We start from the raw sequence: 26,187 nt of genomic DNA, 5'->3' as shown, positions 1-26,187 counted from the left end.
TCGTCTCTCGTGCAGGGCGGGGCGCGTGCCGGTATGAGCCGGCGCACGCGGCTTCGCGAGGATGCTGCGTGACGGTTACCGAACGATGATCGACAGGCCGAATTAAGGCAAGTCACGGATCGGCGAGCACGGCGGGTGCGGCGCGTCGCCCCTGTGGCGCGCGGGCAACGCTGCGGCCGTCGGGTCGGCGCGCGGAGCAGCGCCTTCCCCGGCATCCGCACGCGGCGCCATCGCAATGCTTCGTTATTGTAGACGTCACACTTTTAAGCTATCTCAGGGTGCGCAATCCCAGATGGGAGATCAATAGATGGCGGACTTGCGTCATTCGGAGGCGCCGGCTGGCGCGTCGGGGCCGACAATCCCCGTCTACAAGACCCGGGCGTTCGAATCGGCCAAGGCCTTGTCCGACTTCATCGCAATGCACTCCCGCGTGCAGTTCCTCATCATCGGCGCGTTGCTGATGCTGGCGGGGTTCTTCACGCGTTTGCACGATGCCTTGCGGAACGAAGCGCCCTTCACGGATGTCGCGCCGATCTCCGACCGGATCGGTTTCGTGGTGCTCCTCGGTGCTGCGATCTACATGTTGATGAGGACCTTCGGCGTGTTTCTCGCGTATCTGCGCACCCACCGCTGGATGCCGCGGCCCGCGACCGGCCGCTTCGCCGCGATCGCGGGCGTCTTCGTGCTCGGAGCCGGCGGGATCGTGCTCGCGCACGGTGCGATCGCCTATGCCGCGTTCATCGGCTTTTCGGAGGCGTTCGGACTGTCCGCCGACGAGCTGCCGGAGATGGTGCGCCGGTTCTCCGAGCGAACCGGCTGGTAGCGGCGGCGCGCCGCGCAGGCGCACCACAGACGTCGCCCACATTGCATCCGTACCGGGTTCGTTCTAGTGTCGCGACGGCCCGCAGAGAGGTGCGGCGTCACGTGCACGATTCGCATGGCACCGCGTCGGCGCCGGCGATGGCGCCCGCACGACGACGCACTATATCGACGCGGTCCGCGGGGGCGCACGGTCCCCGCCCGCTCCCACTCGACGAGCCTCTCCGCATGTCCGATCTCGACGATCTGTTCGACCGTGCCCGCGCCGGCGACCCGACCGCCCGCGTGATCTCCGTCCGGGGCGCGCGCGAGCACAACCTGAAGAACGTCGACCTGATGATCCCGCGCGACAGGCTCGTCGTGCTCACGGGGCTGTCGGGCTCGGGCAAGTCGTCGCTCGCCTTCGACACGATCTACGCGGAGGGCCAGCGGCGTTACGTCGAGAGCCTCTCGGCCTACGCCCGCCAGTTCCTGGAGATGATGCAGAAGCCCGACGTCGACCAGATCGACGGGCTCTCGCCGGCCATCTCCATCGAGCAGAAGACCACCTCGAAGAACCCGCGCTCGACGGTGGGCACCGTCACCGAGATCTACGACTACATGCGGCTGCTCTGGGCGCGCGTCGGCGTGCCCTACTCGCCCGCCACGGGGCTGCCGATCGAGAGCCAGACCATCTCGCAGATGGTCGACCGGACGCTGGCGCTGCCCGAGAAGACGCGGCTCTACCTGCTCGCGCCGGTGGTGCGCGGGCGCAAGGGCGAGTACCGCAAGGAGCTGGCCGAGTGGCAGAAGAAGGGCTTCCAGCGCGTCAAGATCGACGGGTCCTACTACGAGATCGCGGACGCGCCGACCCTCGACAAGAAGTTCAAGCACGACATCGACGTGGTGGTGGACAGGCTCGTCGTGCGCGAGGGCATCGGCGCGCGGCTCTCGGAGAGCCTCGAGACGGCCCTCGAGCTCGCCGACGGCATCGCCGTGATCGAGTGGGCCGACGAGAAGGACGAGACCGGCGCGCCGCGACGCCTGGTGTTCTCGCAGAAGTTCGCCTGCCCGGTCTCCGGCTTCACCATCCCCGAGATCGAGCCCAGGCTCTTCTCCTTCAACAACCCCTTCGGCGCCTGCCCGACCTGCGACGGCATCGGCCACGAGATGCGCATCGACCCGGACCTGATCGTCCCCGACGAGAGCGCCACGCTCCGCAAGGGCGCCATCGCGCCCTGGGCGAAGTCCACATCGCCCTATTACGGCCAGACGCTGGACGCGCTCGCCAAGCACTACGGCTTCAAGACGACCGTCGCCTGGCGGGACCTTCCAGCGAAGGCGCGCGAGGTGATCCTGCACGGCTCCGGCGGCGAGCCGGTGAAGATGGCCTACGACGACGGCCTGCGCGCCTACGAGGTGCGCAAGCCCTTCGAAGGCGTGATCCCCAACCTGGAGCGGCGCTACAAGGAGACCGAGAGCGACTGGGCGCGCGAGGAGATCTCGCGCTACATGTCCGAGACGCCCTGCGCCGCCTGCGGCGGCAAGCGCCTCAAGCCGGAAGCGCTCGCGGTGAAGATCGCCGGCTGCGACATCGGCGACGTGACGCGGCTGTCCGTGCGCGAGGCCGGGGCCTGGTTCGAGGCCCTGCCGCAGCAGCTCGACGCGAAGCAGACGGAGATCGCCGGGCGCATCCTCAAGGAGATCCGCGAGCGGCTCACCTTCCTGCTCGACGTCGGGCTCGAGTACCTCACGCTCTCGCGCGCCTCGGGCACGCTGTCGGGCGGAGAGAGCCAGCGCATCCGGCTGGCCTCGCAGATCGGCTCGGGCCTCACCGGCGTGCTCTACGTGCTCGACGAGCCCTCGATCGGCCTGCACCAGCGCGACAACGAGCGGCTGCTCGGCACGTTGAAGCGCCTGCGCGACCTCGGCAACACGGTCATCGTGGTGGAGCACGACGAGGACGCCATCCTGCAGGCGGACTACGTCGTCGACGTCGGGCCGGGCGCCGGCATCCACGGCGGGCAGGTCATCGCGAAGGGCACGCCGGCGCAGGTGATGGCGAACCCCGCCTCGCTCACCGGCAAGTACCTCACCGGTGAGATGGCGGTGGCGACGCCCAAGATGCGCCGCAAGGGGCAGAAGGGGCGCGCGCTCGAGGTCGTCGGCGCGCGGGGGAACAACCTCAAGAACATCGACGTCGCCATCCCGCTCGGCACATTCACCTGCGTCACCGGCGTCTCCGGCGGCGGCAAGTCGACGCTCGTGATCGACACGCTCTACAAGTCGGTCGCGCGCAAGCTCAACGGCGCCATGGAGCACCCCGCCCCGCACGACCGGCTGGAGGGGCTCGAGCACCTCGACAAGGTCATCGACATCGACCAATCGCCCATCGGCCGCACGCCGCGCTCGAATCCGGCGACCTACACGGGCGCGTTCACGCCCATCCGCGAGTGGTTCGCGCAATTGCCGGACGCGAAGGCCCGCGGCTACCAGCCGGGGCGCTTCTCCTTCAACGTCAAGGGCGGGCGCTGCGAGGCCTGCCAGGGCGACGGCGTCATCAAGATCGAGATGCACTTCCTGCCGGACGTCTACGTCACCTGCGACGTCTGCAAGGGCAAGCGCTACGACCGCGAGACGCTGGAGGTGAAGTATCGCGGCCGGTCCATCGCCGACGTGCTCGACATGACGGTGGAGGAGGCGCGCGACCTGTTCAAGGCGGTGCCGTCCATCCGCGAGAAGATGGAGACGCTGGCCCGCGTCGGGCTCGGCTACGTCAAGGTCGGCCAGCAGGCCACCACGCTGTCCGGCGGCGAGGCGCAGCGCGTGAAGCTGTCGAAGGAACTCTCGAAGCGCGCCACCGGCCGCACGCTCTACATCCTCGACGAGCCCACCACGGGCCTGCATTTCCACGACGTGGCCAAGCTGCTCGAGGTGCTGCACGAGCTCGCCGACCAGGGCAACACCGTCGTCGTCATCGAGCACAACCTCGAGGTGATCAAGACGGCCGACTGGGTGATCGACCTCGGCCCCGAGGGCGGCGACGGCGGCGGCCGCATCGTGGCCGAGGGCACGCCGGAGGACATCGCCGCGGCGAAGGACAGCCACACGGGGCGGTTCCTGGCGGAGGTGCTGTCGCGGCGGCCGATGAAGAGAGCAGGGGCGACGGAGGACGTGGCCGGGAAGACGGCGACGAAGGCGGCGGGCAAGAAGGGCGTCGGAAAGGCGGCCGGGGCGGAAGCGAAGCCCGCCCGCAAGCGTGCCGCGCGCCAGGCCGCCGAGTGAGTGCGCGGCCTCCGGGGAGAATTCGCGTCGGCGCATGATCCGGACGGCGATGCAGGCCGCCGACCGCCTCCTCCCCGCAGGGGAGGCCGCAGGCCGGAGGGTGGGGAGGGCGGCGATGCCGCTCGCCAGCGCGATCGAACGGCCCCACCGCCCGTGCTGCGCACGGACTCCTCCCCTGCGGGGAGGAAGCCTGTCGGCGGTTCCATTGCCCTCCCCCACCCCGCCGCGCTACCACTGCGCCCATGCACTTTCCCGCCCCCCTCGTCCAAGCCCGCCTGATCCGCCGCTACAAGCGTTTCCTCGCCGACGTCGTGCTCGCCGACGGCTCGGAGGCGACGGCGCACGTCGCCAACCCGGGGTCGATGATGGGGCTCGCCGAGCCCGGCGCGCGCGTGTGGCTGTCGGCGTCGACGAACCCCAAGCGCAAGCTCGCCTGGTCGTGGGAGATCGTCGAGGCCGCGCCGATGCGCGGGGGCGCGCCCCGGCTCGTGGGCGTGAACACCGCCACGCCCAACCGCCTCGTCGCGGAGGCGCTGGCGGCCGGCGCGCTGGCGCCTTTCCGGGACTATGCCCGAGTGCGTCCCGAGGTCGCCTACGGCAGCCGCAGCCGCGTCGACTTCCTGCTCGAGGGGGACGGCGTGGCGCCGCTCTATCTCGAGGTGAAGAACTGCCACCTGATGCGCGAGGACGGCCTCGCCGAGTTCCCCGACTGCATCGCCGCGCGCTCCGCCCGCCATCTCGACGAACTCGCCGCGATGGTCCGCGCCGGCGCCCGCGCCGCCCTCGTCACCATCGTGCAGATGGAGGCCGACCGATTCACGCCCGCCGCCGACATCGACCCGGCCTACGCCGCGGCCTGGGCGCGAGCGCGGGAGGCCGGCGTGGAGACGCACGCGTTCGTGTGCCGGGTGACGCCGCAGGAGATCTTGGTGGAGCGGGAGATCCCCGTCGTCATGCCCCTCGGCGCCGCCGGCTCACCCGCATCGGCATCCCCTCGCGCGGCCTCAGCGTGACGCGCTGGACCGGCTCGACGCGGGTGCCCGGCGCGAGGTCGAGGCGGGCGACGCGGACGATCTCGGCGAGCGCGAGCACCGCCTCCTGCAGCGCGAAGGTGGCGCCGATGCACACCCGCGGGCCGGCGCCGAAGGGCAGATAGGCGTGGCGGTCGATCCGCGCGCGGGCCGCGCCGAGGAAGCGGTCGGGATCGAAGGCGGCGGGGTCGTCCCAGAGCAGCGCGTGGCGGTGCAGCACCCAGGGCGCGATCATCACGATCGACCCCGCCGGCAGCCGGATTCCGGCGACGCGGTCCTGTGCGATCGCCTCGCGGCTCATGAAGGCGGCGGGCGGGTAGAGCCGCATCGTCTCCTCGACGACGGCCTTCGCGTAGGGCAGCGCCGCCGCGTGCTCGGCCGCGACGGGCGCCTCGCCGGCCACCGCGTCGACCTCCGCCTCGAGCCGCGCGCGCACGTCGGGCGCCTGCGAGACGAGGTAGAGCGCCCAGGTGAGCGCGTTCGCCGTGGTCTCGTGGCCCGCGCCGATGAAGGTGACGATGTTGGCGCGCACGTCGAGGTCGTCGAGCCCCCGGCCCGTCTCGGGGTCGCGCGCCCCGAGCAGCAGCGTCAGCAGGTCCTGCGGCGCCGGCTCGCCGCTCTCCACGAGGGCGCGGCGCTCGCCGATCAGCGCGTCGACGACGCGGGCGAAGAAGTCGATCGCCGGGCGCGCCCGGATGCGCCCGATCCGCGGCAGCCATTCGGGCAGGCCGAGCACGTCGAGCGGGTCGACCGGGCCGATCGCGGCGAAGAGCTGCGTGATGGCGCGCCCGAGCGCGTCCGGGTCCTGCTTCAGGCCGTGGGTGAAGATCGTGCGCTCGAGCACGTCGAGCGTCAGCCGCGTCGTCTCGACCGCGACGTCGACGGTGCGGCCCTCGCGGCGCACCAGCCGGCGGCCGAGCACGTGGGCGGCCTGCGCCATCGGCGCGCCGAAGGAGGCGACCCGGCGGGGCGAGAACATCGGCGCGAGCGTGCGGCGCAGCACGCGCCAGTCCTCGCCCTCCGCCGTGAACAGGCCCTGGCCGAGGCCCGGCGCCAGCACGCGCCGGGTGAGCTGGTCCTTCTTGTAGTTCTGCGCATTCTCGACGAGCACCCGGCGGATCGCGCGCGGCTCGCTCACGACCATGACGCGCCCGAGCACGCCCTTGCCGTAGACGACGGGCTTCTCGAAGTGCTCCTTCGTCCAGGTGGCGAGCGGGTTGTCGCGGGCCTGGCGCAGGAAGGCGAACAGGTCCGGCGGCGAGCGCCCGGGCGTCGGCGCGGGCGGTCGGAAGCGGGGTCTCGCGAGGATCGGCTCGTCCATGCGCTCTCCGTGGGCGGATCGGCGGCTCCGGGTGGGGGGTGCCGCGCGGGCCCGTCCCGGGTTACATGTGGGGCTTCGATCGGCCGAGAGGAGACCGCGCCATGTCGTCTGGGATGGGTCGAGAGGACGCGGGGGCGAACCCCGAACCCCGCACGGAGACCCGCGTGGAGACGCGCACGGAGACCGACACGTTCGGGCCGATCGCCGTGCCCGCCCACCGCTACTGGGGCGCGCAGACGCAGCGCTCGCTGGAGAACTTCCGCATCGGCGAGGAGCGCATGCCCGTCCCGCTGGTGCGCGCGCTCGGCCTCGTCAAGCAGGCCGCCGCCATGGCCAACAAGGAGCTCGGCGAGCTGCCCCGCGAGATCGCCGACGCCATCGCCGACGCCGCCGCCGACGTCGCCCAGGGGAAGCTCGACGACGAGTTCCCCCTCGTCGTCTGGCAGACGGGCTCGGGCACGCAGTCGAACATGAACGCCAACGAGGTGATCGCCAACCGCGCCAACGAGGCCCTGGGGCATCCGCGCGGCGGCAAGCACCCGGTGCATCCCAACGATCACGTCAACCGCGGGCAGTCCTCGAACGACACGTTCCCCACCGCGATGCACGTCGCCGCCGTGCTCGAGATCACGAACCGGCTGATCCCGGCCCTCCAGCACCTCCACGACGCGCTCACCGCCAAGGCGGACGACTTCGCGGAGGTGGTGAAGATCGGGCGCACGCACATGCAGGACGCAACGCCGGTGACGCTCGGCCAGGAGTTCGGCGGCTGGGCGGCGCAGGTGCAGCTCGGCGCCGCGCGGATCGAGGCGACGCTGCCGTCGCTCCTCGACCTCGCCCAGGGCGGAACGGCGGTGGGGACGGGGCTCAACGCCCATCCCGAGTTCGCCGAGCGCTTCGCCATGACGATCGCCGACCTCACCGGCCTGCCCTTCCTCCCGGCGCAGAACAAGTTCGAGGCGCTCGCCTGCCACGACGGCCTCGTCTTCGCCCACGGCGCCCTCACCGCCATGGCCGCGGGCCTGTTCAAGATCGCCAACGACGTGCGCCTGCTCGGCTCCGGCCCGCGCTCCGGGCTCGGCGAGATCGCGCTGCCCGAGAACGAGCCCGGCTCGTCGATCATGCCGGGCAAGGTGAACCCGACGCAGGCGGAGGCGCTCACCATGGTCTGCGCCCAGGTGACGGGCAACAACGCCACGATCGCGCTCGCCGGCACGCAGGGGCACCTCGAACTCAACGTCTTCAAGCCGGTGATCGCGAGCGCCTTCCTGCAGAGCGTGCGGCTCCTCTCGGACGCGGCGATCTCCTTCACCGACAAGTGCGTGGTCGGCATCGAGCCGCGGCGCGAGCGCATCGCCGACCTGCTCGAGCGCTCCCTGATGCTGGTGACCGCCCTCGCGCCCAGGATCGGCTACGACGTGGCGGCGAAGATCGCCAAGGCCGCGCACGCGAACGGCACCACGCTGCGCGAGGAGGCGCTCGCCTCGGGCGCCGTCACGGAAGCGGAGTTCGACGCGCTGGTGCGCCCCGAGACGATGATCGGGCCGCGCCTCGGGGGAGCGGCGGGATGACCGGCGAGATCGTCAACCTGCGCCGGGCGCGCAAGGCCAAGGCCCGCGAGAAGGCGGCCGAGACCGCCGCGGAGAATCGCGTGCTGTTCGGTCGCCCGAAGGCGCAGCGCGTCGCCGAGGCGGCGCGCGGGGAGCAGGAGACGCGGCGGCTCGAGGGCCATCGCCGCGAGGGCTCTCGCCTCGACGACGACGACGGCGAGCCCCAGCCGGACGCGGCACCGTGACCGCGCCGCCCGGGCCGGTCGAGAAGCGCTCGCTCTCCATCTCCGGCCACCGCACCAGCGTCTCGCTCGAGGCGCCCTTCTGGGAGGCGCTCGTCGCGCTTTCGGCGGCGCGCGGGATTTCCGTGCAGCGGCTCGTCGGCGAAATCGACGCGGCGCGCGGCGAAGCGAATCTCTCCTCGGCGATCCGCGTCGCGCTCCTCGACGCCGCGCGCCGCGGCGCCCTGCCTCTCGACGCGGGGGAGCGTCCCGAAACGGAGCGAACCGCCCCCGGCCCGTGAGGCCGCTCTTAACGATTCGGTGGCAGGTTGGGCGCGAGTGGGCGCGCGAATCGATCGCGCGGCCCGTGGGTGCGCGCTCGGGGACCATGGCGGAGATCGCGGGGCAGAACGACAGGCGCGAGACGGAGAGCGTCGCCGGCGAGGTCAAGCACCGCCGGCGCGTCGCGCAGGACGTGCGCGCCGCGCGCGAGAAGCTGACGTCCTCGTCGGGCCTGGAGCGCGCCTTCGAGGCCGAGCTCGTCCGGCTGTTCGCGCAATATCGCGTCGGCGCGGCGATCCCGCTCTACGTGCTCGCCGCGGCGATCGCGGGCGCGGCCACGACCTGGCTGCCGATGCGGGCGGTGCTGATCTGGCTGGCGCTGACGCTCCTCGCCATGACGATCATGAACGTGCTCGCCCGCAACCATCTGCGTGCGAGCGAGGACGACGAGCGCACGCTCGGCGTCTGGCGCCGCGTCTTCGCTTGCGGCGAGATGCTCCACGGCGCCGCCTGGTGCTACCTCATCCAGCTGCTCTCGCAGGTCCCCTCCGAGGACATGCGGATCTTCGTGCTGTTCTGCGCGGTGATGGTCACCGCCGTCATCGCGACTCTCTCGGCGACGATCCCCGCCGCGGTCTACGCCGGGCTGGCGCCGCTGCTACTGGTGGTGGGCCTCGCGACGCTCGGGTCGGCGGCGCCGCAGGCCCTGACGCTCGCGGTGATGATCGTCTCGGCGCAGGTGTTCTTCGTGCTGCTCGCGCGCCACCTCTACGCCAGCGCGGTCTCGACGCTGCTGTCACGCGCGGAGAAGGACGCGCTCTTCGTCGAGCTCGAGCAGGCCAAGGCCAATTCCGACGAGGCGCGCCGGCGCGCGGAGGAGGCGAACCTCGCCAAGTCGCGCTTCCTCGCCACCATGTCCCACGAGCTGCGCACGCCGCTGAACGCCATCCTCGGCTTCTCCGAGGTGATGAAGGGGGAGGTCTTCGGCCCGCACGCCTCCGAGAGCTACAAGGAATATTCCTCCGACATCCACGCGTCCGGCCAGCACCTGCTCAACCTGATCAACGAGATCCTCGACCTCTCGCGCATCGAGGCGGGGCGCTACGAGCTCAACGAGGAGGCGATCGCGCTGGCCCACGTCATCGACGACTGCGCGCACATGATGAACCTGCGCGCCAAGGCCAAGGGCCAGGCGATCCGCAGCCACGTCGACGAGTCGCTGCCGCGGATCTGGGCCGACGAGCGGGCGATCCGCCAGGTCGTGCTCAACGTGCTCTCGAACGCGATCAAGTTCACGCCGCAGGGCGGCGAGATCGTCATCAAGGTGGGCTGGACGTCCTCCGGCGGGCAATACGTCTCGATCAAGGACACGGGGCCGGGCATCCCCGAGGAGGAGATCCCCGTCGTGATGTCGAGCTTCGGCCGCGGCACCTGGGCGATCAAGACCGCCGAGCAGGGCTCGGGCCTGGGCCTGCCCATCGTCAAGGGCCTCGTCGACCTCCACGGCGGCGGCTTCCAGCTGCGCTCCAGGCCCCGCGAAGGCACCGAGGTGATCGTGACGCTCCCCGCCTCGCGCGTGATGAACGCGCTGCCGCCGGTGGCGCAGGAGAAGAAGAGCGCGGCGTGAGCGCTCCCGCCCCATGGGGGCGGAGGACGGCGAGCGGAGCGAGCCGGGGCGCCGCGGGGGGAAGCGCGGCGGTCAGTGCCGGAAGATCTTCTGGACGATGCGGCCGATCGGTCCCGTCAGAGTCAGCGGCGCGTCGGTGACGGCGAAGCAGAAGCAGTCCGCGTCGGCGTCCGCGATCGGCTGGTGGTCGACGTCCCTGTCGGCGATGGCGATGTCACCGCGCCGATAGTGCCCGTTCGTGTCGGAGAAGGCGCCCTTCAGCACGAGCGTGTATTCCGAGCCCTCGTGCGTGTGCGACGGGATCTTGCGGCCGCCGCGGATCCAGTAGAGCGTCGCCTCGCCGTCCTCGTTGTCGGCGACGCGGTATTCCTTCACGCCCGGCAGAAGGGTGCGCCAGGGCGTGTCGGCGAGGCTCGCGCCGAGGAAGCGCGCGAGCGGATAGGGCACGACCTCGTCGCCCGCGAAGCCGCGCGCGACGGCGCGGATCGGCTCCTCGTCCGACGCGAAGATCGCCGCGAGCCGGGCGTCCCGGTCCGCCAGCGGGACCGGGGCGAGCCGCTCGATCTCGCCGGCGCTCGCGGTCTCGAGCAGCGACACGAAGCGCCGGCTCTCCGGGCGGATGGCGAGATGCGTCGCCACGAGCGTGTGCAGCGGCGCGCTCAGCACGCCGCGCGCGTATCCGGCGAGGAGCGTATCGAGCGGTTGTTCCTGGGTCTGCCCGGTGGGAGTCACTGCAGTCACCTTCGCGCGGCCGAGAAACCAGAAAGCCGCGTCGCTTGGATGTACGCGACCGATCCACGCCCGGATCAACGCGGCGGTCCAGATTTCGTCATCGCGGACAATGAATTACCGCCCGTCGGGGCGAAATACGTAGATCATCGGAGGGATTCGTGCAAGCGAGCCCGCGCGAGGCTCCCGAGCGCGCACGCTCGCCCCGCGGCGGGACGTCGGCGCTCCACGCTTGCCAGCCCGCCGCACCGCTTCTAGCGTGCGGCACTCCACGCAGGAGGACGACACCGTGACCGAGCCGATGTTCCGCGACGACGCCTATCTCACCCGCACCACCGCCCGCGTCCTGGCGGTGACGGAGAAGGGCATCGTGCTCGACCGCACCGTCTTCTATGCCCAGGGCGGCGGCCAGCCCGGCGACGTCGGCCGGCTTCTCCGGCAGGACGGCACGGCGATCCCGATCGCCAACGCCGTCTACGGCGAGGACCGCAGCGCCATCGCCCACGTCCCCGCGCCCGACGCGCCAGGCGTCGGCGAGGATCTGGTCGGCGAGGACGTCGTCGCCGAGATCGACTGGGACGTCCGCCACAAGCGCATGCGCGTGCACACGGCGCTGCACCTCCTCTCCGTCGTGCTCCCCTACCCCGTCACCGGAGGCGCCATCGGCGACGGCGACGGGCGGCTCGACTTCGACCTGCCGGAGGCCGGGCTCGACAAGGAGGAGATCGCGGAGAAGCTCAACGGGCTGATCGCGCGGGACGCGCCGGTCTCGGAGCGCTGGATCTCCGACGCCGAGCTCGACGCCAACCCGGGCCTCGTCAAGACGATGTCGGTGAAGCCGCCGCGCGGCGCCGGCCGCGTGCGCCTCGTCGCCATCGGCGACATCGACCTCCAGCCCTGCGGCGGCACGCACGTGAAGCGCACGAGCGAGATCGGGCGGGTGCTCGTCACCGACGTCCAGAAGAAGGGCAAGCAGAACCGCCGCGTCCGTATCGCGCTCGCCGAGGATGCCGGCTAGGATCATCGGCCCGTCTCACAGGAGCGCCCGATGACAGACACGCCCTTCGTCTCGCCCGCCTGGCTCGCCGAGCGCCTCGGCGCCCCCGGCCTCGTCGTCGTCGACGCCTCCTGGTACCTGCCGACGATGGGGCGCGACCCGCAGGCCGAGTTCCTCGCGGCGCACGTCCCCGGCGCGGTGCGCTTCGACATCGACACGGTGCGTGACGAGGTCGTGGACCTCCCCCACATGCTCCCCTCCCCCCAGGCCTTCGCCGCGGCCGTGGGCGCGATGGGCATCGGCGACGGCATGCACATCGTCGTCTACGACGGCGCGGGCCTGTTCGCGGCACCCCGCGTCTGGTGGACGTTCCGCACCTTCGGCGCCGCCGACGTCTCGATCCTGGAGGGCGGTTTCCCGGCCTGGACGGCGGCGGGGCTCCCCATCGAGGAGGGGCCGCCGCGTCCGCGGGCGAAGGCGACCTTCACGGCGCGGCTCGATCATTCCGCGGTGGCCGATCTCGCCGACGTGCGGCGCGCGCTCGAGACCGGCTCGGCCCAGGTGGTCGACGCGCGCCCCGCCGAGCGCTTCGCCGGCCACGCGCCCGAGCCGCGCCCCGGCGTGCGCGCGGGGCGGATGCCCGGCGCGCTCAACGTCCCCTTCTCCGAGATCCTGCGCGACGGCCGCCTGGCCGACGCCGAGACCATCCGCGCCGCGCTGGCGCGCGCGGGCGTCGATCCGTCCCGGCCCGTGATCACGAGCTGCGGCTCGGGCGTCTCCGCCGCGATCCTCTCGCTGGCGCTCGCCGAGATCGGCCGCCCCGCCCGCGCCCTCTACGACGGCTCGTGGGCGGAATGGGGCAGCCGGGACGATTGCCCGGTGGAGACGGACGAGGGGTGAGGCGGCCGAAGGTCGCCCGCACTCACTCCCCCACGATCTCCGCGTCCGCATAGCCCTGCACGTACAGCAGCGCCCGCAGGTCCGCGTGGTCGATCCGCGCGGCGGCGGCCTCGGCGACCGCGGGCTTGGCGTGGTAGGCGACGCCGAGGCCCGCCTCGCCGAGCATGGCGAGATCGTTCGCACCGTCGCCCACCGCCAGCGTGTCGGCCTCGCCGAGGCGGTGGCGCTCGCGCAGCTCGACGAGGGTCGCGTACTTGGCCGCGCGCCCGAGGATCGGCTCCTCGACCCGCCCCGCGAGCCGGCCGTCCTCGACGACGAGCACGTTGGCGCGGTGCTCGTGGAAGCCGATCGCCTGCGAGAGCGGCCCCGTGAAGAGCGTGAAGCCGCCGGAGACGAGGCAGGTGTAGGCGCCGTTCGCCCGCATGGTGCGCACGAGCGCCCGCCCGCCGGGCGTGAGCCGGATGCGCTCGGCGACGATCTCCGGCACGATCGTCTCGGACAGGCCCGCGAGCAGCGCGACGCGCTCGCGCAACGCCGGCTCGAAGGGCAGCTCGCCGCGCATGGCGCGCTCGGTGATCGCCGAGACCTCGGGCTTGAGCCCGACGTAGTCCGCGAGCTCGTCGATGCATTCCTGGCCGATCATGGTCGAATCCATGTCCGCCAGGAACAGCCGCTTGCGACGATGTCGGACCGGCTGGACCACGACGTCGATTCCCGCCTCGACCGCGCCGATCGCCTCGCGGATCGCGTTGGCGTAGTCGGACAGCAGCACGGCCTCGCCCAGGGGGGCGACGTTGGGGTCCTCGATCGCGCCCGGCGCGAAGGCGATGTCGATCGCGACGCCCTCCGACAGCGGGTGCGGCGCGGCGCCCGGCAGCAGTGCGGACGCGCGCGCGACGTGCGTGTCGTCGAGGCGGGCGCCGGGGCCGGCGATCAGGGTTGCGACGTGCGTCATGGCGTGCGATCCGCGGGGCATCTCGGAGGCAGGAACTCGACGGGAGGAACGAGCGCTGTGAGGGCCCTTCTCATCGCAGGCCCGACCGCGTCCGGCAAGTCGGCGCTGGCGCTCGACGTCGCGCGGCGCCGGAACGGCGTCGTGATCAACGCCGATTCGATGCAGGTCTACCGCGACCTGCGCATCCTCACCGCCCGCCCGACGAAGGAGGAGGAGGCGGCCGCGCCGCACCGGCTCTACGGGCACGTCGACGGGGCGGTGAACCACTCGGTGGCCCGCTGGTTGGCGGACGCGACCGCGGTGCTGTCCGAGGTGGAGGCCGAGGGGCGCCTGCCGATCTTCTGCGGCGGAACGGGGCTCTACTTCAAGGCGTTGACGGATGGTCTTTCCGATATCCCCGCCGTCCCGGACGACGTGCGCGCGGCCGTGCGCGCAGCGTGCGAGGGCCGCGAGACTCCCGAGCTGCACGCGCGCCTCGCGGCGTGCGACCCCGCGAGCGCCGCGCGCCTGCGCCCGTCCGACAGGCTGCGCGTGATGCGCGCGCTCGAGGTGCACGCGGCGACGGGACGCTCCATCGCCGCATTCTGGGACACGCGGGCGCCCGGCCCGCTCTCCGGAGACGGTGTGGAGAAGGTCTTCCTCGCGCCCGACCGCGCCGAGATCCGCGCCCGGATCGACGCCCGCTTCCTCGCGATGATGGAGGCCGGCACCCTCGACGAGGTCGCCGCCCTCGCCGCCCGCCGCCTCGACCCGATGCTCCCGGTGATGCGCGCCCACGGCGTGCCGGGGCTGATCGCGGCGCTGGAGGGGCGGATGTCGCTCGCCGAGGCGATCGCCAAGGGCCAGGCGGACACGCGGGCCTACGCCAAGCGGCAGGTGACGTGGTTCCGGAACTCGATGCCGGGGTGGCGGTGGGTGGAGGCACGGGAGGCGCGAGATTGGGTCACACCTTGATCGGCGCAGCATCGCCTGCTTTCCTCCCTGATTGGTGGACGCCTGCTTCTCGGCATCCTATGTTCGAGGCGGTCAGCTGAGGGTGCAGGAGGCGCATATGGACAACACACAGCGTCATGAAGGCGTCCCGCTCGGCGGACGTGTTCTCGTCAGCAACTCTGCCGCGAACATGATCTCGTCTCTGTATCCCTTCGACAAGAGTGAAGCCAACGCCGTTCTTGAGACGGTCAAGTCGAGCGTACTGGACGCGTCGACTGTGAAGAAAATTGCTGGTGTGGACGACACTTTCGTTGCACGAGTGGGGCAGCTGCGTGTGATCTTCAAGCAGCAAGGCGATGCGGTCGTGATCACATCGGTTGTCGCGCAGAACTGATGTCGAAGCCTCCGTTCGTCAGCCATGGGTTCAGCTTGGCGGACGCCGAAGCCGAGCTGGCGGATTTCAAGCACCTCCTAGAAGCGAACACCGATCTCGCGGAACGCGAACAAGTTCTGAAGAACTTCAGGAAGTGGCCCAATCTCTGCGCAATGGTTGGCTTGTACAATAGCCGGCTGGGCATTGGTGACCTCATTGGGCACGAATTTCGTATTCTACCTCACTTCAGGGCCGATCTTGTGGTCCGCCGAGCCGGCACGGACAACATCTGTTTGGTCGAATTCGAGGGTGCCACCGACCGTCACATCTTCGAAGAGAGTCAGCGTGGCGTCGATCCGTGGGCGCGCCGCTTCGAGAAGGGGTTCAGCCAGGTCGTGGACTGGACCTGGGCGTTGGACCACTACCGTCGGAACGGCGACTACGTGGACGCGTTGGGGGGCGAGCGGCCGAACATCGTGGGCGTGCTCGTGATCGGGCGCTCCACATCCCTCTCGACTGTGATTCGAAAGGATCGGTGGGAGTGGCGCCGAAACAAGGTCAAGGCGGACAGCTTCACGCTCACGCTCTTGACATTCGATGAGCTCTGTAACGATTTTCAGTCCTGGCTCGGCCTCAGGAAGATGGAGCGCGGTGCCCTCTGATCCGGCGCAACCATCGCGGGGGATGCGCCGCAGCGCCGAAGCCGAGATTTCCGGTTGACCCCGCCGCCGCCTTCCCCTAACGTCCCACGCACAATTCGAGCCGAGATCCGCACCCCATGCGCAAGATCATTCTCGTAATCGGAGCGCCATCGACGGAGCGGGGCTGAGCCCCGCACGATCCGGCGATGGCGCACGAGGGCCCCCCGACGGGCCCTTTTTTATTGCCTCCGAGTGATCGACGACGAGATCGACGACGAGATCGACCCGACACACCGCCCCCCCAACCGAACCGTCACACGACCACGGACGACGACACGAAGGACGAGCGTGATGAGCGAGATGATGACCGGAGCCGAGATGGTCGTCCGCGCCCTGCAGGACCAGGGCGTCGAGCATATCTTCGGGTATCCCGGCGGCGCCGTGCTGCCGATCTACGATGCGCTCTTCCATCAGGAGACGATCGAGCACGTGCTCGTGCGCCACGAGCAGGGCGCGGTGCACGCGGCGGAGGGCTACGCCCGCTCGTCCGGCAAGGTCGGCGTCGTGCTCGTCACCTCCGGTCCCGGCGCGACGAACGCCGTCACCGGTCTCACCGACGCGCTGATGGACTCGATCCCGCTCGTGTGCATCACCGGCCAGGTGCCGACGCACCTCATCGGCTCGGACGCGTTCCAGGAATGCGACACCGTCGGCATCACCCGGCACTGCACGAAGCACAACTACCTCGTGAAGGACATCGCCGACCTGCCGCGCATCCTTCACGAGGCCTTCTACGTCGCGGCCAACGGCCGCCCGGGCCCGGTCGTGATCGACCTGCCCAAGGACATCCAGTTCAAGACCGGCCTCTACGCCCGCCCGCGCGACAACCAGCACAAGACATACCGCCCGAAGGTGAAGGGCGACATGGACAAGATCCGACAGGCGATCGAGCTGATGGCGGCGGCGAAGAAGCCGGTATTCTACACCGGCGGCGGCGTGATCAACGCCGGCCCGCACGCCTCCGAGCTGCTGCGCGAGCTGGTGCGGCTGACGGGCTTCCCCGTCACGTCGACGCTGATGGGGCTCGGCGCCTACCCGGCCTCCGACCGCCAGTTCCTGGGCATGCTCGGCATGCACGGCACATACGAGGCGAACCTCGCAATGCACGGCTGCGACCTGATGATCAACATCGGGGCCCGGTTCGACGACCGCATCACCGGGCGCCTCGACGCGTTCTCGCCGCACTCGCGCAAGATCCACGTCGACATCGACCCGTCCTCGATCAACAAGAACGTCAAGGTCGACCTCGGCATCATCGGCGATTGCGGCCACGTGCTCGAGGACATGGTGCGCCTGTGGCGCTCGATGTCGCCGACGGTGGACGAGGGCGCGCTGAAGTCCTGGTGGGGCCAGATAGGGGAGTGGCGCGCGCGCAAGTGCCTCGCCTTCCGCAACTCGGACAGCGTGATCAAGCCGCAATACGCCATCCAGCGCCTCTACGAGGCGACGAAGGCGTCGGGCCGCGACACCTTCGTGACGACCGAGGTCGGCCAGCACCAGATGTGGGCGGCGCAGTATTTCGGCTTCGACGCGCCCAACCGCTGGATGACGTCCGGCGGGCTCGGCACGATGGGCTACGGCCTGCCCGCGGCGATCGGCACGCAGCTCGCCCACCGCGACGCGCTCGTGGTCGACATCGCCGGCGAGGCCTCGATCCTGATGAACATCCAGGAGATGTCGACCGCCGTGCAGTACCGCCTGCCGGTCAAGATCTTCATCCTCAACAACGAGTACATGGGCATGGTGCGCCAGTGGCAGGAGCTGCTGCACGGCGGGCGCTACTCGCAGTCCTACTCCGAGTCGCTGCCCGACTTCGTCAAGCTGGCGGAGGCCTACGGCGCGGTGGGCATGCGCTGCGACGATCCCGGGAAGCTCGACGGCGCCATCGCCGAGATGCTCGCGGTCGACCGCCCGGTGATCTTCGACTGCCTCGTCGACAAGGCCGAGAACTGCTTCCCGATGATCCCCTCGGGCAAGGCCCACAACGAGATGCTGCTCAACGACTACATGGGCGAGACCGGGACGGATATCGGCTCGGTCATCGACGAGAAGGGCAAGATGCTGGTGTGAGCGAGGCTCCCCTCTCCCGGACGGGCTTGTCGATGCACACGTCTCCACCAGCCGCGGCGCTCTATCGGATGATCGCGACCCGCGATTTCCTTCCCTGTAGGGGAAGGTGGATCGCCGCGCAGCGGCGAGACGGATGGGGCACGCCGAAGGCGTGTTCGGCGAAGCCGAAGCGGGCCGCGCCGGGCGAGCCGAAGATCCTGCGCCCGTCCCCGTTTGCGTACGTCCCCGTTTGCGCCCGTCCCCGTTTCCGCTTCGCGGAACGCGCGTCCCGCGCGCCCCATCCGTCTCGGCTACGCCGAGCCACCTTCCCCTACAGGGAAGGAGAGTGGCCGGCGCTCCCGAAACGGGTGGCTGAATCGCAACTTGACAGCGGAAGCCTTCATCGTGGTCTAGCCTGATACCTCCTTACCTCACCCCCGGCCCCTCTCCCAAACGGGAGAGGGGAGACGGAGACCCAGATGAAGCTCCTCATCGGCAACAAGCTCTACTCCTCCTGGTCCCTGCGGCCGTGGATCCTGATGCGCCATCTCGGGCTCGACTTCGAGGAGGTGCTCGTGCCCCTCGACCGGCCGGACACCAAGGCGCGTATCCTCGCCCACTCCCCCGCGGGCAAGGTGCCCGTCCTCGTCGACGGCGGGGCGACCGTGTGGGAATCGCTCGCCATCATCGACTACCTCGCCGACCTCTTCCCCGAGAGCGAGATCTGGCCCCGCGAGGATCTCGCCCGCGCCTATGCCCGCTCCATCGCGGCGGAGATGCACGCGGGCTTCCAGCCCCTGCGCGCGGCCCTGCCGATGAACCTCGGCCGGCGCTACGCCCACCGCGATCGCGGCCCGGACGTCGCGGCGAACGTGGCACGCGTCGTCGCGATCTGGCGCGAGGCCCGCGAGCGGTTCGGCTCCGGCGGGCCGTTCCTGTTCGGCGAGCGGTTCGGGGCGGCGGACGCCATGTACGCCCCCGTCGTCACCCGGCTCGACGGCTATTCCTGGCCGGTCGACGCCGATACCCGCGCCTACATGGAGGCCGTGCTCACGCTGCCCGCCTTCGTGGAATGGCGCGAGGCGGCGCTCGACGAGGAATGGGTTCTCGCCCACGACGAGGTGGACGAGCCCGCGATCGCGGTCTATCGCAGGCGTGGCGCCTGACAGGAACGCACGACATGAACCAGACCCACTACCCAGCAGCCCCCGTCGTCGAGGCCGTCAACCGGCACACGCTCGCCGTCATCGTCGACAACGAGCCGGGCGTGCTCGCGCGCATCGCGGGCCTGTTCTCCGGGCGCGGCTACAACATCGAGAGCCTCACCGTATCGGAGACGCACCACGAGACGCACGTCTCGCGCATCACCATCGTCACCGCCGGCACGGCCGGCGTGATCGAGCAGATCAAGGCGCATCTCGAGCGGCTCGTCCCCGTGCACCGGGTCGACGACCTCACCGTGCGCGGCGAGGCGCTCGAGCGCGAATTGTGCCTCGTCAAGGTCGTGGGCGAGGGTGACCACCGGGTCGAGGCGCTGCGGCTCGCCTCCGCCTTCGGCGCCCGCACGCTCGACGCGACGCTGACCTCCTTCGTCTTCGAGCTCACCGGCGCCTCCGAGGACATCGAGCGCTTCGTGAAGCTGATGGCCGGCGTGGGCCTCGTCGAGGTGGCCCGCACCGGCGTCGCCGCCATGAGCCGCGGCGCGGAGGCGATGGAGGGGTGAGGCGACCCGGGTCGCGATGCGCTAGGCTGCCGGCGAGCCATTCCCGTCCGAATCAGAAAGGTCGAGCCGTGCCGCGCATGCTGCTCCGCGCCGTCCTGTCCGCCGCGCTCCTGCTCCTCCCGCCGCTCTCCGGCGCGCTCGCGCAGGACCGCGCCGTCCCCGACGGACCCGCCCAGATCCAGCTCTCCTTCGCCCCCCTCGTCCGCGACGCCGCGCCCGCCGTGGTCAACGTCTACGGCGAGAGCCGGCAGCGGGCGCCGTCGGACCCGCGCGAGGAGTTCTTCCGCCGCTTCTTCGGGGACGACGTCTTCGGCGGCAATCCCTTCGGCGGCATGCCGCAGGAGCGCGTGCAGCGCTCGCTCGGCTCGGGTGTGATCGTCAGCGCGGACGGGCTCGTCGTCACCAACAACCACGTGATCGAGGGCATGGACGCGGTTCGCGTCGCCCTCGTCGACCGGCGCGAGCTCGACGCCGAGATCGTGCTGCGCGATCCGCGCACCGATCTCGCGGTGCTGCGCATCGCCGGCGACGAGCGCTTCCCCACGATCCCGCTCGGCGACGACGCCGATCTCGAGGTGGGCGACCTGGTGCTCGCCATCGGCAACCCCTTCGGCGTCGGCCAGACGGTGACGCAGGGCATCGTCTCGGCGCTGGCGCGCACGCAGATCGGCATCTCGGACTACCAGTTCTTCATCCAGACCGACGCCGCCATCAACCCCGGCAATTCCGGGGGCGCGCTCCTCGACATGTCCGGCCGGCTGGTGGGCATCAACACCGCGATCTTCTCGCGCTCGGGCGGCTCGCACGGCATCGGCTTCGCCATTCCCGCGAGCATGGTGCGCGCGGTGGTCGCGAGCGCGGCGGGTGGCGCCGACCGCGTCCAGCGGCCCTGGCTCGGCGCGAGCCTCCAGGCGCTCACGCCCGATCTCGCCGAGGGCGTCGGGCTCCTGCGCCCCGCCGGGGCGCTCGTGACGGACGTGATTCCGGACGGCCCGGCGGCGCGGGCCGGGCTCGCCCGCGGGGACGTCATCCTCGGCGTCGACGGGCGGGACATCGCCGACACGGAGGCCTTCGGCTACCGCTTCGCGCTGGCCGGAGTCGGCGGCGAGAGCGTGCTGCGCGTCCTGCGCCGGGGCGGCGAGACGGAGGTGCGGGTGCGCCTGATCCCGCCGCCGGAGGATCCGCCGCGCGATCCCGTGCGCATCGAGGCCCGCTCGCCGCTGGACGGCGCCCTCGTCGTCAACCTCTCCCCCGCGGTGGCGGACGAACTGCGGCTCCTGCAGGTGTCGGGCGCCGTCGTCGTGGCGGAAGTCCCGCCCCGCTCGCTCGCCGCCCGCTACGGCTTCAGGCCGGGCGACGCGCTCCTCGAGATCAACCGCGTGCGCATCGAGACGAGCAGAGACGTCGAGAGCGCCCTCGCCAGGGGCCGCGGTAGCTGGGAGCTGACGATCCACCGCGACGGACGCACCATCACCACCCGCCTGCGGGGGTGAGGGACGCGCGTCCTCCCTTCGGCTTCGCCGAACACGCGTTCAGCGCTCCCCATCCGTCTCGGCTTCGCCGAGCCACCGTCCCCTACAGGGAAGGACAGCGGTCGTCGGCGTCCTGCGGCCGTCTCCCCGGCACAGGTCGTCCGGGGCCGGGACAGGTGCGGGAGACGTGTTGATCGACGAGCCACGGGGGAGAAGGGAACCGCGTCGCCCCCGCCCGCGGGACCGGTCGACACCGCCCGCGAGCCGCGTATGATCCCGCGCCGGAACACGACCAACCACGAGGAAACGCCATGCCCGCGCGCCGCCGCATCTCTCCCGCCGAGCTGCGCTCCCGCCTGTGGTTCGACAACCCCGACAACCCGGGCATGACGGCGCTCTACCTCGAGCGCTACCTCAACTACGGCCTCACCGGCGAGGAACTGCGCTCGGGCAAGCCGATCATCGGCATCGCCCAGACCGGCTCCGACCTCGCGCCCTGCAACCGGCACCACATGGAGCTCGCGAAGCGCGTGCGCGACGGCATCACCGCCGCGGGCGGCCTCGCGCTCGAGTTCCCCTGCCACCCGATCCAGGAGACCGGCAAGCGCCCCACCGCGGCGCTCGACCGCAACCTCGCCTACCTCTCCCTCGTCGAGGTGCTCTACGGCTACCCGCTCGACGGCGTCGTGCTGCTCACCGGCTGCGACAAGACCACCCCCGCCTGCCTGATGGCTGCGGCGACGGTCGACATACCGGCGATCGCGCTCAACGTCGGCCCGATGCTCAACGGCTGGATGGACGGCAGCCGCACCGGCTCCGGCACCGTGATCTGGGCGGCGCGCGAGCGGCACGCGGCCGGCGACATCGACTTCCAGCAATTCATGGACATCGTCGGCTCCTCGGCGCCGTCGAACGGCCATTGCAACACGATGGGTACGGCCTCGACCATGAACGCGCTCGCCGAGGCGCTCGGCATGTCGCTGCCCGGACAGGCGGCGATCCCCGCGCCCTACCGCGAGCGCGGGCAGATGTCCTACCTCACCGGCAGGCGCATCGTGGAGATGGTCTGGGAGGACCTCAAGCCCTCCGACATCCTCACCCGCGAGGCCTTCGAGAACGCCATCGTCGCCTGCTCGGCGATCGGCGGCTCGACCAACGCGCCGATCCACGTCAACGCCATCGCCAAGCACGTGGGGGTGCCGCTCGACTGCGACGACTGGGAGCGCGTCGGCTTCGAGATCCCGCTCCTCGTCGACATGCAGCCGGCGGGGCGCTTCCTCGGCGAGGAGTATTTTCGCGCCGGCGGCCTGCCCGCCGTCATGGCCGAGCTGATCGCGGCGGGGAAGATCCACGAGGACGCGCTCACCGCCAACGGCGCCACCATGGGCGAGAACTGCCGCGGCAAGCATTCGCGGGACCGCGAGGTGATCCGCCCCTGGGACGCGCCGATGCGCGAGAAGGCGGGCTTCCTGCACCTGAAGGGCACGCTGTTCGAGTCCGCCATCATGAAGACGAGCGTGATCACGAAGGAGTTCGCCGAGCGCTATCTCGAGAACCCCGACGACCCGCTCGCCTTCGAGGGCCGCGCGGTGGTGTTCGACGGCCCGGAGGACTACCACGCCCGCATCGACGACCCCACGCTCGGCATCGACCAGGACACGATCCTGATCATGCGCGGGGCGGGGCCCATCGGCTATCCGGGGGCCGCCGAGGTCGTGAACATGCAGCCGCCGGGCGCGCTCATCAAGCGCGGCGTCCGCGCCCTGCCCTGCATCGGCGACGGCCGCCAGTCCGGCACCTCGGCCTCCCCCTCGATCCTCAACGCCTCGCCCGAGGCCGCCGCCGGCGGCGGGCTCGCGCTGCTCGAGACCGGCGACCGCGTCCGCATCGACCTGAACCGCCGCTCCGCCGACATCCTGCTTCCCGCCGAGGAGCTGGAGCGCCGCCGCGCGGCGCTCGCGGCGAAAGGCGGCTTCCCCCATCCCGCGAGCCAGACGCCTTGGCAGGAAATCCAGCGCGGCATGGTCGGACAGCTCTCTGAGGGCATGACGCTCGGGCCCGCGACGAAGTACCAGCGCATCGCCACGACCTTCGGCGTCCCGCGCGACAACCATTGATAGCCCATCCACGGCGGAGAGGAGACCGGCGGTCCGCGCGGGCGGTGAGGCGCTCGGCCCTACGACTCGTCCTCGTCCGGCCGCTCGTCCGCCGCGATCTCCAGCGGCACGAACAGGTCGTCCGCCTCGAGCGGCTCCTCGTCCTCGCGCAGCCCGTCGTCGTCCGACGGCAGCGGCACGGACAGGCCGGGCGGCAGGCGGCCGTCGAAGAAGCCCGACCCCTTCAGCTCCTCGAGGCCCGGCAGGTCGCCGATGGCGTCGAGGCCGAAATGGTCGAGGAAGGCGCGGGTCGTGCCGTAGGTGACCGGGCGGCCCGGCGCGCGCCGGCGTCCGCGCAGGCGCACCCACCCCGCCTCGATGAGCGTATCGAGCGTGCCCTTCGACGTGGACACGCCGCGGATCTCCTCGATCTCGGCGCGGGTCACCGGCTGGTGGTAGGCGACGATGGCGAGCGTCTCCAGCGCCGCACGGGAGAGCTTGCGCGGCTCGACCACGTCCTTCGCCATCAACCAGGAGAGATCCCCCGCCGTACGGAAGGCGAAGCCGCCGGCGACCCGCGCGAGGACGACCCCGCGCCCGGCGTAGTAGGCCTCGAGGTCCTCGATCAGCCGCGCCACCCGCGCCCCGGCCGGCAGCTTCTCGGCGAGCTCCGCCTCGGAGAGCGGCACGGCGCTCGCGAACAGCAGCGCCTCGGCCATGCGCAGGTGCTCGGCATGCCGGCGCGCCTGCGCGATCTCGGTGGAGAGCCGCTCGGAGAGCGCGGCGAAGCGGCGATCGGCGTTCATGACGCGGCCTCCGCGATCGCATCCGCCCGCGGCGCGGCGGACGCCCGCAGCCAGATCGGCCCGAAGGCGCGCTCCTGGCGCAGCGCCACGCGTCCCTCCCGGGCTAGTTCGAGGGAGGCCGAGAGCGCCGAGGCCCGCACCGTCGCGCGCTCGGCCGGCGTCGTCGCATAGCGCATCAACCAGTCGTCGAGCACCATCCAGTCCACCGCATGGCCGACGAGCCGCTCCAGCGCCTCGCGCGCCTCGGCCAGCGACCAGACCACCCGCCGCCGCAGCGTGACGCGCGAGGCGACCTGCTTCTGGCGCTGCGCGGCGTAGGCCTTCAGCAGATCGTAGAGGCTCGCCTCGTAGAGCGGACGGGTGCGCACCGCGATGGGCTCGGGCGCGCCGCGCGCGTGGATGTCGCGGCCCAGACGCGTGCGGGCGTCGAGTGCGCGGCCGGCGGCGCGGATCAGCTCGAGCCGGCGCAGCCGATCGGCGAGCGCCGCGGCGAGCTCCTCCGCCGAGGGCTCCTCTCCCTTCGGCGGCTCCGGCAGCAGCAGGCGGGACTTCAGGTAGGCGAGCCAGGCTGCCATGACGAGGTAGTCCGCCGCGAGCTCGAGGCGCAGGCGCCGCGCCTCCTCGACGAAGGCGATGTACTGCTCTGCGAGCGCCAGGATCGAGATCTCGCGCAGGTCCACCTTCTGGCGCCGGGCGAGATCGAGCAGGAGGTCGAGCGGACCCTCGTAGCCGCCGACGTCGACGACGAGCGCGGGCTCGCCGTCCTCGCGGACGGGTGCGCGGTCCTCCTCGTCGAAGCCGATGGTGCGTGCGTTGCCCAAATCGATTCTCTCCCCGGCGGGAGAGAATCACCCGCTTCCCGCCTCGGGAGCAAGCGCCGGGGCGAGCGCGGCGGCGAGGCGGGCACGGGCATCCACAGGATCGAGCGGATCGGCGCGCCGCCGGCGCATCGCGAGCGCCGCATCCGCCCGTCGCGCGGCGTCTCCCGCCAGCGCCGGCGCGACGGCGGCGACGGCGCGCATCTCGTCCATGGCCCCCGAGCAGTGCAGGACGACGTCGCAGCCCGCCGCCAGCGCCGCGCGGGCGCGCGCGTCGAAGCCGCCGGCGAGCGCCTTCATGCCGAGGTCGTCGGTCATCAGGAGCCCGTCGAAGCCGATGTCGCGGCGGATCACCTCGGCGATCACGCGCCGCGACGTCGTCGCGGGGGCGTCTTCGTCGACGGCGGCGTAGACGACGTGGGCGGTCATGCCGAGCGGCATGTCGGCCAGCGCCACGAAGGGCGCGAGGTCGCTCGGATCGAGCGCCTCCCGAGGCGCCTCGACGCGCGGCAGCGCGAGGTGGCTGTCGACGCCGGCGCGGCCGTGGCCGGGCATGTGCTTGATCACGGGAAGCACGCCCTCGTCGAGGAGCCCGTCGGCGGCTGCGCGGCCGTAGCGGGCGACGAGGGCCGGCGTGTCGGCATAGGCGCGATCGCCGATGATGCCGTGGGCGCCCGGTACCGGCACGTCGAGGCAGGGCACGCAGTCGACGTCGATGCCCACGTCGGCGAGCTCGGCGGCGATCAGCCGGGCGCCGAGCCGGCACAGGTCGAGCTTCTCGTCGAGCGGGCGATCGAGCCGATGGTAGACGGCGGCCGGCGGATGCGCGGGCCAGTGCGGCGGGCCGAGCCGCTGCACGCGCCCGCCCTCCTGGTCGACGAGGATCGGCGCGTCGCGCCCCACCGCGTCGCGCAGCGCCGCGCACAGGTCCCGCACCTGGCCCGGGCTCTCGACGTTGCGCCGGAACAGGATGAAGCCCCAGGGGTCCGCATCCCGGAAGAAGGCGGCCTCCTCCGGCGCGAGGGCGGTGCCGGCGAGGCCGAGGATCATGGACGCGGGCACGGGATCACCTCACGCGGGAAGGGTCGAGGTCATGCTGCGACCGATTCCTCCCCGCAGGGGAGGACGCAGGCCGAAGGCCGGAGGGTGGGGAGGGCGGCGATGCCGCTCGCTCGCATGATCGAACGGCCCCACCGCCCGTGCTTCGCACGGACTCCTCCCCTCCGGGGAGGACGCGGGCCGCGTCACTGGTTGGCGGCGACGAAGCAGTCGCCCTGGGCGGCCTTGATCTGGTCGCAGGCCTCGGTGGCGCGCTCGCGCGAATAGGGGCCGACGCGCACGCGGTAGATCGTGCTGCCGTTGACCACCGCCTGCCGGATGATCGGCTGGCCGTCGCCGATGATGCCGGCGTACTGCCCCTGCAGCTGGGCGAAGGCCGCCCGCGCGCTGTCCTCCGAGCCGCGAATCGCGAGCTGGACCGCGAAGCCGCCCGTGGGCGCCGCCGGCTGGGCGGCGGGCGC

Annotated in this window: 24 protein-coding genes; 17 read left to right on the top strand and 7 right to left on the bottom strand. The window is 71.5% G+C overall.

The window, feature by feature from the left end:
- Nucleotides 1–307 precede the first annotated feature (307 nt).
- The 3 genes from AB9M23_RS20630 (at nucleotide 308) to sfsA (ending at nucleotide 5,096) form a co-directional block, all read left to right on the top strand.
- Nucleotides 308–823 (top strand): hypothetical protein, encoded by a 516-nt coding sequence (locus tag AB9M23_RS20630; RefSeq protein ID WP_372426516.1) that lies wholly within the window; start codon nucleotides 308–310, stop codon nucleotides 821–823.
- Nucleotides 824–1,047: 224 nt separating this feature from the next.
- Nucleotides 1,048–4,083, top strand: a complete 3,036-nt coding sequence (gene uvrA, locus AB9M23_RS20625) for an excinuclease ABC subunit UvrA (protein ID WP_372426515.1) — start codon at nucleotides 1,048–1,050, stop codon at nucleotides 4,081–4,083.
- A 242-nt stretch (nucleotides 4,084–4,325) separates the two neighbouring features.
- Entirely contained in the window at nucleotides 4,326–5,096 is a 771-nt protein-coding gene (sfsA, locus tag AB9M23_RS20620) for a DNA/RNA nuclease SfsA (RefSeq protein ID WP_372426514.1), read from the top strand.
- Here the strand turns inward: sfsA and AB9M23_RS20615 are convergent.
- Nucleotides 5,035–6,435, bottom strand: coding sequence for a cytochrome P450 (locus tag AB9M23_RS20615; protein ID WP_372426513.1), 1,401 nt, complete (start codon nucleotides 6,433–6,435; stop codon nucleotides 5,035–5,037). The two genes, sfsA and AB9M23_RS20615, sit on opposite strands and share 62 nt — an antisense overlap.
- A 113-nt stretch (nucleotides 6,436–6,548) precedes the next feature.
- On the opposite strand from AB9M23_RS20615, the gene fumC reads away from it, so the two are divergent.
- The 4 genes from fumC to AB9M23_RS20595 all read left to right on the top strand — a co-directional run bounded on the left by fumC (nucleotide 6,549) and on the right by AB9M23_RS20595 (nucleotide 10,115).
- Nucleotides 6,549–8,006 carry a class II fumarate hydratase gene (gene fumC, locus AB9M23_RS20610; RefSeq protein ID WP_372426536.1) on the top strand — a complete coding sequence of 486 codons (1,458 nt, stop codon included), beginning with the start codon at nucleotides 6,549–6,551 and terminating at the stop codon, nucleotides 8,004–8,006.
- Nucleotides 8,003–8,230 (top strand): DUF4169 family protein, encoded by a 228-nt coding sequence (locus AB9M23_RS20605; protein ID WP_372426512.1) that lies wholly within the window; start codon nucleotides 8,003–8,005, stop codon nucleotides 8,228–8,230. The genes fumC and AB9M23_RS20605 overlap by 4 nt, the downstream gene beginning before the upstream one ends.
- A complete protein-coding gene (locus AB9M23_RS20600) occupies nucleotides 8,227–8,508 on the top strand; it encodes a ribbon-helix-helix domain-containing protein (protein ID WP_372426510.1) in 282 nt (93 codons plus the stop codon). Before AB9M23_RS20605 ends, AB9M23_RS20600 begins: the two co-directional genes overlap by 4 nt.
- Before the next feature lie 86 nt (nucleotides 8,509–8,594).
- Entirely contained in the window at nucleotides 8,595–10,115 is a 1,521-nt protein-coding gene (locus tag AB9M23_RS20595; protein WP_372426509.1) for a sensor histidine kinase, read from the top strand.
- A gap of 72 nt (nucleotides 10,116–10,187) precedes the next feature.
- Here AB9M23_RS20595 and AB9M23_RS20590 read toward each other — a convergent pair whose 3' ends face one another.
- Nucleotides 10,188–10,847 (bottom strand): ChrR family anti-sigma-E factor, encoded by a 660-nt coding sequence (locus AB9M23_RS20590; RefSeq protein WP_372426507.1) that lies wholly within the window; start codon nucleotides 10,845–10,847, stop codon nucleotides 10,188–10,190.
- Between the two features lie 286 nt (nucleotides 10,848–11,133).
- Between AB9M23_RS20590 and AB9M23_RS20585 the strand changes: the two genes are divergently transcribed.
- Nucleotides 11,134–11,862, top strand: coding sequence for an alanyl-tRNA editing protein (locus AB9M23_RS20585; protein WP_372426506.1), 729 nt, complete (start codon nucleotides 11,134–11,136; stop codon nucleotides 11,860–11,862).
- A gap of 30 nt (nucleotides 11,863–11,892) precedes the next feature.
- On the top strand, nucleotides 11,893–12,741 hold the full coding sequence (gene sseA, locus AB9M23_RS20580; RefSeq protein ID WP_372426505.1) for a 3-mercaptopyruvate sulfurtransferase: 849 nt from the start codon (nucleotides 11,893–11,895) through the stop codon (nucleotides 12,739–12,741).
- Between the two features lie 22 nt (nucleotides 12,742–12,763).
- On the opposite strand, the gene serB is transcribed toward sseA, so the two are convergent.
- On the bottom strand, nucleotides 12,764–13,696 hold the full coding sequence (serB, locus tag AB9M23_RS20575) for a phosphoserine phosphatase SerB (RefSeq protein WP_372426504.1): 933 nt from the start codon (nucleotides 13,694–13,696) through the stop codon (nucleotides 12,764–12,766).
- A gap of 3 nt (nucleotides 13,697–13,699) precedes the next feature.
- Between serB and miaA the strand changes: the two genes are divergently transcribed.
- The 8 genes from miaA to AB9M23_RS20535 all read left to right on the top strand — a co-directional run bounded on the left by miaA (nucleotide 13,700) and on the right by AB9M23_RS20535 (nucleotide 23,064).
- Nucleotides 13,700–14,650: a tRNA (adenosine(37)-N6)-dimethylallyltransferase MiaA gene (miaA, locus tag AB9M23_RS20570; RefSeq protein ID WP_372426503.1), complete on the top strand. Its 951-nt coding sequence runs from the start codon at nucleotides 13,700–13,702 to the stop codon at nucleotides 14,648–14,650.
- Between the two features lie 97 nt (nucleotides 14,651–14,747).
- Nucleotides 14,748–15,023, top strand: coding sequence for a hypothetical protein (locus AB9M23_RS20565; protein ID WP_372426502.1), 276 nt, complete (start codon nucleotides 14,748–14,750; stop codon nucleotides 15,021–15,023).
- Nucleotides 15,023–15,664: a Shedu anti-phage system protein SduA domain-containing protein gene (locus tag AB9M23_RS20560; RefSeq protein ID WP_372426501.1), complete on the top strand. Its 642-nt coding sequence runs from the start codon at nucleotides 15,023–15,025 to the stop codon at nucleotides 15,662–15,664. The genes AB9M23_RS20565 and AB9M23_RS20560 overlap by 1 nt, the downstream gene beginning before the upstream one ends.
- Before the next feature lie 327 nt (nucleotides 15,665–15,991).
- Nucleotides 15,992–17,773, top strand: coding sequence for an acetolactate synthase 3 large subunit (locus AB9M23_RS20555; RefSeq protein ID WP_372426500.1), 1,782 nt, complete (start codon nucleotides 15,992–15,994; stop codon nucleotides 17,771–17,773).
- Nucleotides 17,774–18,231: 458 nt separating this feature from the next.
- Nucleotides 18,232–18,918 (top strand): glutathione S-transferase family protein, encoded by a 687-nt coding sequence (locus tag AB9M23_RS20550; protein ID WP_372426499.1) that lies wholly within the window; start codon nucleotides 18,232–18,234, stop codon nucleotides 18,916–18,918.
- Between the two features lie 14 nt (nucleotides 18,919–18,932).
- Entirely contained in the window at nucleotides 18,933–19,475 is a 543-nt protein-coding gene (gene ilvN, locus AB9M23_RS20545; protein ID WP_372426498.1) for an acetolactate synthase small subunit, read from the top strand.
- A gap of 77 nt (nucleotides 19,476–19,552) precedes the next feature.
- Nucleotides 19,553–20,968, top strand: coding sequence for a Do family serine endopeptidase (locus tag AB9M23_RS20540; RefSeq protein ID WP_372426497.1), 1,416 nt, complete (start codon nucleotides 19,553–19,555; stop codon nucleotides 20,966–20,968).
- 290 nt (nucleotides 20,969–21,258) lie between these two features.
- Nucleotides 21,259–23,064, top strand: coding sequence for an IlvD/Edd family dehydratase (locus AB9M23_RS20535; RefSeq protein ID WP_372426496.1), 1,806 nt, complete (start codon nucleotides 21,259–21,261; stop codon nucleotides 23,062–23,064).
- 59 nt (nucleotides 23,065–23,123) lie between these two features.
- On the opposite strand, the gene scpB is transcribed toward AB9M23_RS20535, so the two are convergent.
- The 4 genes from scpB to AB9M23_RS20515 all read right to left on the bottom strand — a co-directional run.
- Complete coding sequence (gene scpB / locus AB9M23_RS20530) at nucleotides 23,124–23,849, bottom strand: SMC-Scp complex subunit ScpB (protein ID WP_372426495.1); 726 nt, start codon at nucleotides 23,847–23,849, stop codon at nucleotides 23,124–23,126.
- On the bottom strand, nucleotides 23,846–24,670 hold the full coding sequence (locus AB9M23_RS20525) for a segregation and condensation protein A (protein WP_372426494.1): 825 nt from the start codon (nucleotides 24,668–24,670) through the stop codon (nucleotides 23,846–23,848). Before AB9M23_RS20525 ends, scpB begins: the two co-directional genes overlap by 4 nt.
- 27 nt (nucleotides 24,671–24,697) lie before the next feature.
- On the bottom strand, nucleotides 24,698–25,717 hold the full coding sequence (gene nagZ / locus AB9M23_RS20520; protein ID WP_372426534.1) for a beta-N-acetylhexosaminidase: 1,020 nt from the start codon (nucleotides 25,715–25,717) through the stop codon (nucleotides 24,698–24,700).
- A 194-nt stretch (nucleotides 25,718–25,911) separates the two neighbouring features.
- Nucleotides 25,912–26,187: SPOR domain-containing protein (locus AB9M23_RS20515; RefSeq protein WP_372426492.1), on the bottom strand; the 276-nt coding region annotated here is incomplete at its 5' end.

It is taken from the genome of Salinarimonas chemoclinalis (assembly GCF_041514305.1).
Taxonomy (GTDB): Bacteria; Pseudomonadota; Alphaproteobacteria; order Rhizobiales; family Beijerinckiaceae; genus Salinarimonas; species Salinarimonas chemoclinalis.
The sequence above is the reverse complement of the archived record's forward strand: the minus strand, read 5'-3'. Positions and strand labels throughout refer to the sequence as shown.

Excerpts from the sequence above, each read along its gene's own strand:
- AB9M23_RS20615 (WP_372426513.1), bottom strand. The coding sequence starts at position 6,435 with ATGGACGAGCCGATCCTCGCGAGACCCCGCTTCCGACCGCCCGCGCCG.
- sseA (WP_372426505.1), top strand. The coding sequence starts at position 11,893 with ATGACAGACACGCCCTTCGTCTCGCCCGCCTGGCTCGCCGAGCGCCTC.
- ilvN (WP_372426498.1), top strand. The coding sequence starts at position 18,933 with ATGAACCAGACCCACTACCCAGCAGCCCCCGTCGTCGAGGCCGTCAAC.
- serB (WP_372426504.1), bottom strand. The coding sequence starts at position 13,696 with ATGACGCACGTCGCAACCCTGATCGCCGGCCCCGGCGCCCGCCTCGAC.
- AB9M23_RS20630 (WP_372426516.1), top strand. The coding sequence starts at position 308 with ATGGCGGACTTGCGTCATTCGGAGGCGCCGGCTGGCGCGTCGGGGCCG.
- AB9M23_RS20540 (WP_372426497.1), top strand. The coding sequence starts at position 19,553 with ATGCTGCTCCGCGCCGTCCTGTCCGCCGCGCTCCTGCTCCTCCCGCCG.
- AB9M23_RS20550 (WP_372426499.1), top strand. The coding sequence starts at position 18,232 with ATGAAGCTCCTCATCGGCAACAAGCTCTACTCCTCCTGGTCCCTGCGG.
- sfsA (WP_372426514.1), top strand. The coding sequence starts at position 4,326 with ATGCACTTTCCCGCCCCCCTCGTCCAAGCCCGCCTGATCCGCCGCTAC.
- AB9M23_RS20605 (WP_372426512.1), top strand. The coding sequence starts at position 8,003 with ATGACCGGCGAGATCGTCAACCTGCGCCGGGCGCGCAAGGCCAAGGCC.
- AB9M23_RS20595 (WP_372426509.1), top strand. The coding sequence starts at position 8,595 with ATGGCGGAGATCGCGGGGCAGAACGACAGGCGCGAGACGGAGAGCGTC.
- AB9M23_RS20560 (WP_372426501.1), top strand. The coding sequence starts at position 15,023 with ATGTCGAAGCCTCCGTTCGTCAGCCATGGGTTCAGCTTGGCGGACGCC.
- AB9M23_RS20565 (WP_372426502.1), top strand. The coding sequence starts at position 14,748 with ATGGACAACACACAGCGTCATGAAGGCGTCCCGCTCGGCGGACGTGTT.
- scpB (WP_372426495.1), bottom strand. The coding sequence starts at position 23,849 with ATGAACGCCGATCGCCGCTTCGCCGCGCTCTCCGAGCGGCTCTCCACC.
- AB9M23_RS20535 (WP_372426496.1), top strand. The coding sequence starts at position 21,259 with ATGCCCGCGCGCCGCCGCATCTCTCCCGCCGAGCTGCGCTCCCGCCTG.
- uvrA (WP_372426515.1), top strand. The coding sequence starts at position 1,048 with ATGTCCGATCTCGACGATCTGTTCGACCGTGCCCGCGCCGGCGACCCG.
- nagZ (WP_372426534.1), bottom strand. The coding sequence starts at position 25,717 with ATGATCCTCGGCCTCGCCGGCACCGCCCTCGCGCCGGAGGAGGCCGCC.
- fumC (WP_372426536.1), top strand. The coding sequence starts at position 6,549 with ATGGGTCGAGAGGACGCGGGGGCGAACCCCGAACCCCGCACGGAGACC.